Annotated in this window: 12 protein-coding genes; 7 read left to right on the forward strand and 5 right to left on the reverse strand. The window is 70.2% G+C overall.

Translation table 11 applies throughout. The features are described from left to right. Positions 1-39: 39 nt before the first annotated feature. Positions 40-1284: an adenylate/guanylate cyclase domain-containing protein gene (locus tag HUA76_RS11960; RefSeq protein WP_174460883.1), complete on the forward strand. Its 1245-nt coding sequence runs from the start codon at positions 40-42 to the stop codon at positions 1282-1284. Positions 1285-1381: 97 nt separating this feature from the next. Continuing rightward, positions 1382-2242, forward strand: a complete 861-nt coding sequence (locus HUA76_RS11965) for a caspase family protein (RefSeq protein WP_174460884.1) — start codon at positions 1382-1384, stop codon at positions 2240-2242. A gap of 71 nt (positions 2243-2313) precedes the next feature. Here the strand turns inward: HUA76_RS11965 and proS are convergent, their stop codons facing one another. Continuing rightward, positions 2314-3747 carry a proline--tRNA ligase gene (gene proS, locus HUA76_RS11970; RefSeq protein WP_141649056.1) on the reverse strand — a complete coding sequence of 478 codons (1434 nt, stop codon included), beginning with the start codon at positions 3745-3747 and terminating at the stop codon, positions 2314-2316. Between the two features lie 187 nt (positions 3748-3934). Here proS and HUA76_RS46270 point away from each other — a divergent pair, with 187 nt between their 5' ends. The 3 genes from HUA76_RS46270 (at position 3935) to HUA76_RS11985 (ending at position 6386) form a co-directional block, all read left to right on the forward strand. Beyond that, positions 3935-4615 (forward strand): DUF4336 domain-containing protein, encoded by a 681-nt coding sequence (locus HUA76_RS46270; protein WP_174454160.1) that lies wholly within the window; start codon positions 3935-3937, stop codon positions 4613-4615. A 201-nt stretch (positions 4616-4816) separates the two neighbouring features. Further along, positions 4817-5446, forward strand: coding sequence for an MXAN_6652 family MXYO-CTERM-anchored protein (locus HUA76_RS11980; protein ID WP_174460885.1), 630 nt, complete (start codon positions 4817-4819; stop codon positions 5444-5446). A gap of 85 nt (positions 5447-5531) precedes the next feature. Further along, positions 5532-6386: an endonuclease/exonuclease/phosphatase family protein gene (locus HUA76_RS11985; protein WP_174460886.1), complete on the forward strand. Its 855-nt coding sequence runs from the start codon at positions 5532-5534 to the stop codon at positions 6384-6386. On the opposite strand, the gene HUA76_RS11990 is transcribed toward HUA76_RS11985, so the two are convergent. Both HUA76_RS11990 and HUA76_RS11995 read right to left on the reverse strand, forming a co-directional pair. Beyond that, positions 6365-6916, reverse strand: coding sequence for a hypothetical protein (locus HUA76_RS11990; RefSeq protein WP_174454162.1), 552 nt, complete (start codon positions 6914-6916; stop codon positions 6365-6367). The genes HUA76_RS11985 and HUA76_RS11990 overlap by 22 nt on opposite strands. Positions 6917-7028: 112 nt before the next feature. Next, the gene (locus tag HUA76_RS11995; protein ID WP_174454163.1) at positions 7029-7412 is read right to left on the reverse strand and encodes a hypothetical protein; all 384 of its coding nucleotides are present in this window, start codon (positions 7410-7412) and stop codon (positions 7029-7031) included. A 160-nt stretch (positions 7413-7572) separates the two neighbouring features. Here HUA76_RS11995 and HUA76_RS12000 point away from each other — a divergent pair, with 160 nt between their 5' ends. Both HUA76_RS12000 and HUA76_RS12005 read left to right on the forward strand, forming a co-directional pair. Continuing rightward, a complete protein-coding gene (locus HUA76_RS12000) occupies positions 7573-8964 on the forward strand; it encodes a hypothetical protein (protein ID WP_174454164.1) in 1392 nt (463 codons plus the stop codon). Between the two features lie 43 nt (positions 8965-9007). Beyond that, complete coding sequence (locus HUA76_RS12005; RefSeq protein ID WP_141644579.1) at positions 9008-9670, forward strand: YdcF family protein; 663 nt, start codon at positions 9008-9010, stop codon at positions 9668-9670. On the opposite strand, the gene HUA76_RS12010 is transcribed toward HUA76_RS12005, so the two are convergent. Next, positions 9651-11186, reverse strand: a complete 1536-nt coding sequence (locus HUA76_RS12010) for a trypsin-like peptidase domain-containing protein (protein ID WP_174460887.1) — start codon at positions 11184-11186, stop codon at positions 9651-9653. The genes HUA76_RS12005 and HUA76_RS12010 overlap by 20 nt on opposite strands. A gap of 167 nt (positions 11187-11353) precedes the next feature. Then, complete coding sequence (locus tag HUA76_RS12015) at positions 11354-11866, reverse strand: MarR family transcriptional regulator (protein WP_174454167.1); 513 nt, start codon at positions 11864-11866, stop codon at positions 11354-11356. Positions 11867-11885: the final 19 nt, after the last annotated feature.

An 11885-nucleotide genomic window follows, 5' to 3' on the forward strand; every position in this document is an offset into this window, starting at 1 on the left:
CGGGTGGCTCCCTGGAGGGTGGTGGTAGCGTGCGACCTCATGCGGGTGCTTTCCCATGTCGAGGATACGCTCGCGCGACGCCTGGAAGGGTGGCGCGCGCAGGTGGGCGAGTGGCTCAACCGGGTCCGCGCGGCGGGCACGGCGAGCTGGCTGGTGATGACGTGGCAGTTCGAGTGGCGCACGCCGCTCGGGGTGCTCGCCGCGTACCTGGCGCTGGCGGTGGTGCTGTGGGCCGGCGCGCGCCGCTTTCCCCGCCTGGGGCGGCGCCCGGCGCTCGGGCTCGTCTTCCTGGACATGCCCGCTGTCTTCGCCCTCCAGTCACTGGCCATCGGCACGGCGAACAACGACAACGCGGTGCCCACCGCGCTCTTGACGCTGGGCGTGTACATCGTGCTGGTGGTGCTCGTGTCGCTGGTGACGCTGTCGCGCGTCATCGTCGTGCTGGCCACGGTGGTGGCCATCGGCCTGGAGAAGATGCTGGTGTTCCAGGCCCAGGTGGAGTGGCAGGCGTTCCTGCCGGGCATGGTGCTGGTGCTGGCGCTGGGCGCGCTCGCGGCGGCCTTCATCAGCCGGCAGGTGCTGGGGCTGGTGACGCAGGTGGCACAGGAGGAGGTGCGGCTGGAGCGGCTGGGCCGCTACTTCTCCCCCGAGGTCGCCCGGCAGATTGCCCAGCACGGCACCGAGGCGGGCGGTGGCGAGCACCGCGAGGTGACGCTGCTGTTCTCCGACATCCGAGGCTTCACCTCCATGTCCGAGCGCATGGACAGCCCACAAGTCGTCGCGCTGCTCAACGAGTACCTGTCGCGCATGGTGGACGTGGTGTTCCGCCATGGCGGGACGCTCGACAAGTTCATCGGTGACGGCATCCTCGCGTACTTCGGCGCGCCGCTGGATTTGCCGGGGCACCCGAAGGCCGCGGTGGCGTGTGGGCTGGCCATGCTGGAGGCGCTGGAGACGCTCAACGCGGAGCGCGTGGCGCGCGGTGAGGAGCCGCTGCGAATCGGCATCGGCATCCACACGGGGCGCGTGGTGGTGGGGGACGTGGGCAGCGCGCAGCGGCGCGAGTACACGGTGATTGGCGACGCGGTGAACCTGGCCAGCCGCATCGAAGGGCTCACGAAGAAGGTGGGCGTGGCCATGCTGGTGTCGGAGGCCACGCGCCACTTCTGCCAGGACGATGCGTCCCTGCGCTTCGAGCCCGCGGCGCCCCTGCCCGTCGCGGGCAAGTCCGAGCCCGTGGCCACCTTCGTCCCGGGCAAGCAGGCGTTGCGCGAGGTGGGCTGAGCGGACGGGGGCCGGGCGGGGAGGCTCGGCGCCCTGGGGCCGGTGGGCTCACACCTGGAAGCCTCGCGCTCCCTCCGGTGACAGGAGGAGTGTGACCATGGCTCAGGGATATTCGTTGAACATCGGGTTGAATCTGGTGGACCCGGCGCACTACGCGGGCTGGGACGGAGCGCTCGTCGCCTGCGAGGCGGACGCCGAGGACATGGTGGCCATCGCCACGGAGCGGAAGTTCTCCACCGTGCGCAAGGTGCTCACCCGGGACGCGACGCGGGGCCGCATCCTGAAGGAGATGGACGAGGCGGCCCGCGTGCTCCAACCCGGAGACCTGTTCCTGCTGACGTACTCCGGACACGGCGGGCAGCTCCCGGACCGCAACAGCGACGAGTCGGACGCGCAGGACGAGACGTGGGTGCTCTACGACGGAGAGCTCATCGACGACGAAATCCACCTCGCGCTGTCCAAGCTGAAGCAGGGCGTGCGCGTGCTGATGTTCTCCGACAGCTGCCACAGCGGCACGGTGAGCCGGGTGGCGTACTCGGCGCTGAGGAGCAGCGGCAGCCTGGAGATGCTGGCGGACACGCTGCATGACCCGACGCCGGGAGAGCGGCGCTTCAAGGACATGCCCACGGCGATTGCCCTGCGCACGTACCGGGACAACAAGGCCTTCTACGACGACGTCATGGCGGGGCTCCCGAAGGAGGACCCCATCGGCAAGACGAAGGCGACGGTGCTGCTCATCTCCGGGTGCCAGGACAACCAGCTCTCCAGCGACGGAGCCTTCAACGGCCTGTTCACCGCGAACCTGTTGCGCGTCTACAACAGCGGGAAGTTCCGGGGCAGCCACCGCACGTTCCACCGCCGCATCGTCCGGCGCATGCCGCCGCTCCAGTCGCCCAACTACTCCATCGTCGGCGTCCCCAGCCGCGAGTTCGAGCGGGAGACGCCCTTCGAGGTGTGACAAAGGGCCGAGGGGGGACTGATGGAGTCCCTCCACGGCCCTCTGTCATGACGCCGCGTTCGCGGTGGGGCTCAGTACGCCTTGGAGAACACGATGCGGCCCGGCGAGTCCTCGCCGGTGACGACGCACTTGCCCGGCTCCTGCTTGAGCGCGAAGGGACGGTTGCGCGTGGTCAGGCCCGTCTCTTCCTTGATGCGCGCCTCCACCTTGGGGTCCAGGTTCCAGTGCGCGAGCAGGAAGCCCGCGTCCGCCTTCTCCTTCATCTCCTCGTAGGAGTTGACCTCGAAGGTGTGCTCGTCGCGGAACGTCTTCGCCTTCTGGAAGAGGTCCTTCTGCATCTGGTCCAGCATCGACTGGGCCTTGGCGGCGGCCTCGCCCAGCGGGATGAACTCCTTCACCTTCAAGTCACGGCGCACCATGACGCAGGTGCCCTTGGCCAGGTCCTTGGGGCCAATCTCGATGCGCACGCAGGTGCCCACCAGCTCGTGCTCGAAGTACTTGAAGCCGGGGCCCTTGCTGTCGTCGTCGTCCACCACCACGCCCAGGCCCGACTTGCGCAGGTCGGCGGCGAGCGCGTGGCTCTTCTCCAGCACCTGGGCCTTCTCCGTGTCGGTCGCCTTGCCGAAGATGGGGATGATGACCACGTGCGTGGCCGCCAGCTTCGGCGGGACGATGAGGCCCGAGTCATCCGAGTGGGTCATGATGAGGCCGCCGATGAGGCGCGTGGACACGCCCCAGGACGTCTGCCAGACGAAGTGCTCGCGGCCGTCGCGACCCTGGAACTTGGTGTCGAAGGCCTTGGCGAAGTTCTGGCCCAGGTTGTGGCTGGTGCCGGCCTGCAGCGCCTTCTTGTCCTGCATCATGGCTTCGATGCTGTACGTGCGCAGGGCGCCGGCGAACCGCTCCGACTCCGACTTGCGGCCCGTCATCACGGGCATGGCCATGTAGTCCTCGGAGAACGTCCGGTAGACCTCCAGCATCTGGAGCGTCTCCTTCTCCGCGTCCTCTTCCGTCTCGTGACAGGTGTGGCCTTCCTGCCAGAGGAACTCGGTGGTGCGCAGGAACAGGCGCGTGCGCATCTCCCAGCGCATCACGTTCGCCCACTGGTTGATGAGCAGGGGCAAATCCCGATAGCTCTGCACCCACTTGGCGAAGCTGCGGTTGATGATGGTCTCCGACGTGGGTCGGATGACGTAGGGCTCCTCGAGCTTGGCGCCGCCCGCGTGGGTGACGACGGCGAGCTGGGGGTTGAAGCCCTCGACGTGCTCGGCTTCCTTCTTGAGGTAGCTCTCGGGGATGAGCAGCGGGAAGTAGGCGTTCTTGTGGCCCAGGTCCTTGAACATCTTGTCCAGGACGCGCTGCATGTTCTCCCACAGCGCGTAGCCGTTGGGACGGATGACCATGCAGCCCTTCACGTCCGAGTAGTCGGCGAGCTTCGCCTTCTGGACCAGGTCGACGTACCACTCGGAAAAGCCCTTCTCTCGGGGCGTGAGCTTATCGGCCATGTGCTGAGCACCTTTTCAAGTCGTTGAAAGAGGACGGTTGCCTACGCTTTGGCCACCCGGAAATCAACGCTCCAGTCGTCCCAGGACGTCCCTCGGCTCGTCCCAGGGTGGGTCGTTCACGTTGCGAGGGCTTTCGGAGGGCGGCGAGGATGCCCCGGCTGTCCCGTGGTCGTCCCAGGAGGAAGACATGCTGCGCGCCGTGGCTGGAGAGGTTCATTCCCTGGCGGTTCCCTTCCGGATGGGGGCGTTCGACCTGGGGGGACGGATGACGGTCATCCGCCTGCCGGGCGGGGGGCTGTGGGTGCACTCGCCGGTCGCCTGCACGCCCGAGGCGCGCGCGACGGTGGACGCGCTGGGCCCGGTGCGCTTCCTGGTCGCGCCCAACCTGATGCACCACCTGCGGGTGGGGGAATGGGCGGCGGCCTATCCGGAGGCGCGCGTGGTGGCGCCGGCGAGCCTGAGGGCGAAGCGGAAGGATTTGCGCATCGACCTGGAGTTGGGGGACGCGGCGGACGCGGGTTGGGCGGGGGTCATCGACCAGGTGCAGGTGAAGGGAATGCCGAAGCTGGACGAGTTCGTGTTCTTCCACCGGCCCACTGGCACGGTGCTGCTCACGGACCTGGCGTTCAACTTTCACCAGACGGGCTCGTGGCTCACGCGCACGTATCTGAAGCTCTGTGGCGCGTGGCAGCGGCTTGCGCCCACGTTCATCACCAAGGCGGTGGTGAAGGACCGGGTGGCGGTGAAGGCGTCGCTGGAGCGGGTGCTCGCGTGGGACGTGAAGCAGGTGGTGGTGTGCCACGGAGACGTGCAGGAGACGGGCGCGCGCGAGGCACTGCGCGAGGCGTTCCACCGGCTCGCGGGCTGAGGGCTCACACGGTGTTGGCGATACACGGGCGACGCGAGGGCCTTGGCGCGGGTCGCCGCCGACCCTTTTTGATACCGGCTATCTGGAGTCCTCTCGCGTGGATGCAACGCGAGCGTCACACCCTGACGGATGCTGGGAAGCGTTGGCGCGTCGCGCTATGACGTGCTCTCCATTTTTCATGGTTTTCCACCTGGAGGCTTCATGCGGTCGTTTCTTCCGTCTCTCGGAGTGGCTGGCGCGCTGACGGCGTGCCTCGTCTCCGGCTCCGCCCTCGCCTACGCCACCGGCCAGACGGGCCACAGCGGCAAGGACAGCTCGCTGACGTGCGCGAGCTCGATGTGCCACTCGACCACGGGTACCAAGCCCACCGTGACCCTCGAGGGACCCGCGTCCCTCGAGCCCGGCCAGACGGGCACCTACGCCCTCGTCATCACCGGCGGCCCCGGCGTTCGCGGCGGCTTCAACGTGGCCACGGATGGCTCCGCCACCCTCACCGCCGGCACCGGCTCCAAGAAGGTCTCCGGCGAGCTCACCCACACCCAGCCCAAGGCCTTCGCCAGCGGCACGGTGCGCTTCGACTTCACCCTCGTCGCCCCGTCCACCGGCGCCACGCTCACCCTGTTCGGCGCGGGCAACTCGACCAACGGCAACAACGAGGACACCGGTGACGCGTCCAACACCGCCACGCTCAAGGTGAAGGTCGGCGACGGCGGAGACGGCGGCGGCGGTGGTGAGGACGACGGCGGTGGCTGCGCCGCGGCCGGTGGCGTGCCCCTCCTGGGCGCAGCCCTGCTGCTGCTCGGCGCGCGTCTGCGCCGCCGCGACGCGTAAGCGGCTGGCTGCTCCTCAATCAGGCACCTGGGGGGCGGGGAGACAGTGAGCGACGGCGCGGCCTAACATCCCGCCCTCGCTCTCCATGCACCTCCGCCTCCTCTCCCTGCTGCTCATGCTGGGGCCGCTCGCGTGTGCGACAGGCCCCGGTCTCCTCCCCCCGGAAGTCCCGCTCGCCGCCGTACACCGCGAGCCTGGGACGCTGCGGGTGATGACCTTCAACATCCAGTCCGGTGCCCGTGGACTCGATGGCGTGGCCCGCGTCATCCGCGCCTCCGTGCCGGACCTCGTCGCGCTCCAGGAGGTCGACGTCGGCTCCAGGCGCGCCGGCGGCATCGACCAGGTGGAGGCCCTCTCCCTCCTCACCGGCCTGCCTCACCGCGCCCACTTCCGCACCACGGATCTGCATGGCGGCGCCTACGGCATCGCCATCCTGTCGCGCTTCCCACTGGAGTCGCTCGCGCAGTACCCGCTGCCCGTGCCCTCGGGCGCGGAGCCGCGCACGCTCGCGCACGCCGTCGTGTCCGTGGATGGTCGCGAGGTGAGCGTCTACCTCACGCATCTCATCCGCCGCCCCTTCAACAACGCCACGCGCCTGCGCCAGAGCGGCTACGTGGCCCGACTGCTCGCCCAGGACTCCCGGCCTCGACTGCTCCTGGGTGACCTCAACGACGACCCGGACTCGCACTCGGTGCGCCTGCTGCGCCGCGATTTGCGCGACGTCGTCGCCGCCACCGGCGGAGCCAGGGGCACCTACCCGATGCCCCTGTTCCTGCCCACGCTGCGCATCGACTACGTGCTGGCCTGTGATGCCTTCACGCCCGTGGCCAGCCGCGTGCTGCGGGTCGCCGCGTCGGACCACTACCCCGTCGTCGCGGACCTGCGGCTGGACGTGCTTCCTCCCACGGACGCGGAAGGTCAGCTCACGTTGAAGCGGTAGAGCACGTCCGGGTCTCCCCGGCTGTAGCCCTTGAGGACCTCGTGCTTCAGGTCCTTCGCGCCGAGCACCGTCAGGCCGCCCCACGCGAAGCCCATCACCGACAGCTCGAAGTACACGTGCGGCTTGGGCACCTTGATGATGTGCAGGTCCGTGTGGCCAGCTCCCGGCAGCACCTCCAGCTCGCCCTCGGTGAAGTAGCCCTTCCAGATGCCGGGCGTGAAGAAGAGGAAGCGGCGGAAGTCACCCGGGCTGAACATCGCCTTGAGCTGCCCCTGGCCCAGCGCGTACTCGGCGGATTTGATGCCGAACTGCCACCACGCGTTGGGGTCTCCTCCGTAGAAGCGCTGGAGCAGCTCCTCGTTGAGCCGCAGGAACGCATCCACCGGGATGCGCGTCACCGGGAGGACGGGCTGCGCGAAGACGGGCTCCTTCTTCTTGATGTCCGCGATGAAGTCCTTCCACGCCTTCTCGCCGTGGGACTGCATCGCCATCTGCTGTCGCGCCAGGAACGCCACGCCTTTGACTTCCATCCGTGTGCCTCCACTGCCTGACCCCGCGCGGGGCCGCGCTCGGGGGAGTCCGTCCCGGCTTCCACGGGAAGGATAGGGTGCGACAACGTCGCGCGCAGGCGACGCCTGCCTGCTACTCGAGCTGAAGACCGCAGTCGGCGCAGGCTCCGGCGACCAGGGGCGCCACGGTGCCGCAGGCCGGACACGGCGGCTCACCGTCCTCCGTCGCGGGCAATGCGAAGGGCGAGGCGCCGTCCGCCAGCACGCCCTCGCGCTGGATGCTGTCCATCCAACGTTGCTGGAGCAGCGTCGCCACGCGCAGGCCGTCCTCGGGGCGCACCAGCACCTGGAACTTCGGGCTGCACCCGGGCTTCGCGCACGCCTCGCGGTGTACCAGCGCGGGGACGTCCGCCTCCAGACAGGCCTCCACCAGCCGTCGGGCGTCCGCCAGCGCCATCTCCGCGCACGGCACCAACTCCACGTCCGACAGCACCTTCGTCACTTCATCCTGGGTCATCACCTGTCGGATTGGAGCCCACGCATGGGCCCTCCGTCCAGCGGCGAGCCGTCTTCTCGGACTCGAGGGCACCTCGCGCCCGCCAGGTCGCATCCCCACCCTGCCCGTCACTTCTTCGAGATTCCACGGGCCTGTACGGGGCGGGTGGGGGCACGACGCAATGCTTCATGGGGCACGGGGCAGCAGGGCCTGCCAGGCGCTGGCGTTGCTGGTCATGGCCTGTCAGCAGTCCGAGGCGGTGGGCCCGAGTCCCTCCGTCGAGAGCCCGCCGGCCGTCGTGCGCGCCCCACAGGCAGGGTCGCTGACGGGAAGGACGCGCTGGCTGCGCGCCTTGACGGGCGCGGGCCGGGAGTCCGCGGTGGGGCTCGCGCACGACACGCGCGGCAACCTGGTGCTGGCCCTCGATTCGGAGGACGCGGTGGCGGACCTCTTCGGTCCGTTGCTGGTACCCGCTTCCGGAACCGCCGCGCCAAAGACCTTCGGCGTGGCGAAGTACGGCACGGGGGGAGAGCGGATGTGGTCCGTCTCCCTGCCGGGCTTCGCGGAGGTCGTCGCGGTGAGCTCCCGCGGACACGTGTTCGTCGCGGGCCGCAATCCGGCGGGCGCGGACCTGGGCGGAGGGCCTCTGCCGGCGGGACGCTTCCTGCTCAAGCTGGGACGGGAGGGAGACTTCGTCTGGGCTCGGAGTCTGGTGTCGCTGGGCGTCTCGCCCGACTTCGTCCTCCAGCGCGCGGAGGTGGACCTGCTGGGCAACGTGGTGCTGGCGGGCACGCTTCCCGACGCGAAGCTCGGCGGGGTTGCCGCGCTGGTGAAGGTGGACGCGAGGGGCGGCTACTTGTGGACGTACGCGCACCCGGAGCCGGGAGCGGCCACCGGCGTGGCGGCGGACCGCGAGGGCTCCCTCTACGTCACGGGGCTGCTGCATCCCCCGCGCTCGCCGGTGACGCTCGACGCGCAGCCGTTCCTGCTCAAGCTGGACCCTCGCGGGCGCCCGCTGTGGGAGCGACGACTCGACACTGCGTCCGGCGGGGCCACCGGGGTGGCGGTGCACGGCGACCGCGTGCTGGTGACGGGCGCGTTCTCCGAACCGCTGACGTTCGAGGGGAAGACGCACGAAGTGGAGCCGGGCGGGAGCGAGGCCTTCGTGGCCGCGTTCGACCGGGAGGGCACACCGCGCTGGGCTCGGGCCTTCGGCTTCCAGGGGCTGGGCATCGCGATGGACGAGCACGACGGCGCCGTCGTCGTGGGCCGCTACGCACACGGTGACGACCTGGGCGCGGGGGCCGTGGTGGGCGCGCCGGGCAGCACGCTCAATCTCTTCATGGTGAAGCTGGACCGCGTGGACGGTGGGGTGCGCTGGGCGCGAGGCTTCGCCATGGCGCCGTCGGGCGTCGGAGAGGTCTCCGAGGAGCGCTTCTTCGTCTCGTCGTCGAAGAAGGGGGCGAGCGCCTTGCTGGGCACGCGGCTCTCCGCGATGGAGTTCGGGACGGTGGCGCTGGGCGAGCCCGGAGGCGGTGGGCGGGAGCTGTTCCTCGGAGGCTTCGAGCCTTGAGGAAAGTCGTCGAGGCGGGCTGCGCGCGGCTAACGTGCGGCTCGTGCCTCCAACTTCGCTGAGCGCGCGGCCCGGACGCGTGCGTCGACTGCTCGTGGTGTCCGTGGGTGTGGCGTCGTGCGGCGTGTTCGGCCTGGCGTGGGTGGTGGACCGCTTTGGGCAGCGCGAGCGCGCGGAGCCCTCCGACGCCGTGGTGGTGCTGGGCGCGCGCGTGCTGGCGGGCGGGGTGCCGTCCGGCGCGCTGCGGGCCCGCACGGAGAAGGCGGTGGAGCTGTACCGACGTGGCGTGGCGCCCCGGCTCGTCTTCTCCGGTGGCGTGGGTGTGCATCCGCCCTCGGAGGCGCGGGTGATGCTGACGCTCGCGACCCAACTGGGCGTCCCCGAGGAGGCGTGCGTGCTGGAGGAGTCGAGCCACTCCACGGAGGACAACGCCCGCCTGACGGCGAAGCTGCTGCGTGAGTTGGGCGCGCGGCGCGTGGTGGTCGTCTCCGACCCGTACCACCTGCTGCGCGCGCGGCAGTACTTCCGGCTCAATGGCTTCGAGGTGAGCACGAGCCCCGCGCTGGAGACCGAGCGCAACCTGCACTGGGTGGACCGCTTCTACTGGACGGTGCGCGAGGCCGTCGCGCTGGTGCTGCACCCTCGCGTGTTGTGGGCCCGCGCGCCTGGGGACGCGGGGCCGGACGTCACGACTCCGGCGCGGTGAGCGCGCGCAGCTCGCGCCGGCCTCCGGGCACCGCCACGCGCAGCAGCACGGACTCGCCCGGCTCGGCCTCTTTCAGCACGCGCGCCAGGTCCGTCGCCCGTCGCACGGGTTGGCCTCGCGCCTCCACCACCACCATGCCCGGCAGCAACCCGGAGCGCTCGGCGCTGGAGCCCGGCACCACGTCTGTCACCAACGCGCCCGCGCGCGGCAGCTCCTGCGCTCGCGAGAGCCTGGGGTCCATGTCCGACAGGCTCAGTCCCACGCGCTGGTGCGGCGGCTCCGCGTGCTCCTCCGGCGGCTTGCGCGAGGCCACGCCCTCCAGGTCCGGCCGCGTGCCCAGCTTCGCCTTCAGCTCCGTCTTCTTCCCACCTCGGTACACGGTGAGCGGCAGCTCGGAGCCCGGCGCCTTGAGCGCCACCGTGCGCGTGAGGGCGCGGCCAGAGGTGACGGGGCGTCCCCCCGCCGCGACGATGATGTCATCCGGCTTCAGCCCGGCCTCGGCGGCGGGCGTGCCTTCGTTTACCTCGGTGACGATGGCGCCCTCGCCCTTGGACACCCCCAGCGCGCTGCCCAGGTCCGCCGTCAAATCCTGCACGGCGACGCCCAGCCAGCCCCGCGTGACGGCGCCATCCTTCTCCAACTGGGGCAAGAGCTCCTTCACGAGCGTGCTGGGCACGGCGAAGCCGATGCCGGAGCCCTGGCCGACGATGGCCGTGTTGATGCCCACCACCTCGCCGTGGAGGTTGAACAGCGGCCCGCCGGAGTTGCCCGGGTTGATGGCGGCGTCCGTCTGGAGGAAGTCGTCGAAGGGCCCCACCTGGATGTCGCGGGCCTTGGCGGAGACGATGCCCAGGCTGACGCTGGAGGCGAGTCCAAAGGGGTTGCCGATGGCCACCACCCAATCGCCCACGCGCAGCGCGTCCGAGTCGCCCAGCTTCACCACCGGGAGCCCCTTCACATCTCCCTTGAGCTGGAGCACCGCCACGTCCGTGAGCGGGTCTGTCCCCAGCACCTTCGCGTCCAGCTCGCGTCCGTCGGGAAACTGAACGCGTATCTCCGTGGCATCCGCCACCACGTGGTTGTTGGTGAGCACCAACCCCCGAGCGTCGATGACGAAGCCGGAGCCCAGGCCCTGGCGCGGCCCTTCCTCACGCGGGTCCTCGAACGGAGAACCAAAGGGCATGCCGCCGCCGAACGGAGCGCCCGGTCCCCCTCCATTCCAGGGAGAGCCCCGACGAGGGCCGCGCGCGGGTGAGGCCTCTCGCACCTCCACGTTGACGACGGCCGACTTCACCGACTCCACCAGCGGCGCGATGGACGCGAGCGCCCCGCGCATGTCCGGCGGCATCGGCTGCTTCGCGGGAGCCGTGCCCTCCGGAGCCGCCTCGGGTGACGGCGCCGCGGGCTCCTGCCGCGCGGAGGGCGGCGGGGCGGGCGGCGCTTCTTCCTGCTCCCGGCGGCAGCCCGCGAGTGTCAGGACCAGGCCCACGGCCACGACGCGTCTGCTTCCCTTCATCGCGTTCCTCCCCTCGCATCAACGCCGCGCTGCCATGGTGCGGAAGTCGTCCGTCGGAAGAAGCACCGGGCCCTGCCGGCGCGAAAGACGCCGCGTGTCACTTGAGGTGGGGCCCCTGGCGGGAGAAGGCACGAGGAAGCGGGCCTTGCTCGCCCGCTCCACGGGCTTCAGGCCGAGCGCTCGCGCGCTGTCGTCGCGGCGCTCGGAGGCCCCAGCGTGTCCATCCGGCGCAGCAGCTTCTCCAGGATGCGGAAGAGCGCCTTGCGGTCGACGCCGTCGAGGATGGAGAGCAGCTGCCCCATGCCCTGCGTCATGAAGCGCTCGAGCCGCTGGTAGGTCTGCAAGCCGTCGGGCGTGAGCCGACAGCGGACCACGCGGCGGTCGGCCGCGCTGCGCTCGCGCATCAGGTGGCCCTCGCGCTCCAGCCGGTCGACGAGCCCGGTGACGGTCTTCTCGGTGACGCCCAGTCGGCGAGCAAGCTCGCCCATCGTGAGCGAGCCGTCCTGGCCGAGCCAGAGCAGCGCATGCACCTGCGGGGGCGTGAACTGGAGCTGCTCGCAGGTGCTGGCGATGGGGTCACGGAGCGAACGGCGCCGGCCCAGCGCGAGCAGGAGCTGCTGAAGCTTCAGCACGTCCGCCGAGATGTCCTCATCCTCTTTAGGGTGGATATTCCGTGACACGGAGTATGGCTTAGCGGGC

It is taken from the genome of Myxococcus sp. CA056 (genome assembly GCF_013336715.1).
Taxonomy (GTDB): Bacteria; Myxococcota; Myxococcia; order Myxococcales; family Myxococcaceae; genus Myxococcus; species Myxococcus llanfairpwllgwyngyllgogerychwyrndrobwllllantysiliogogogochensis.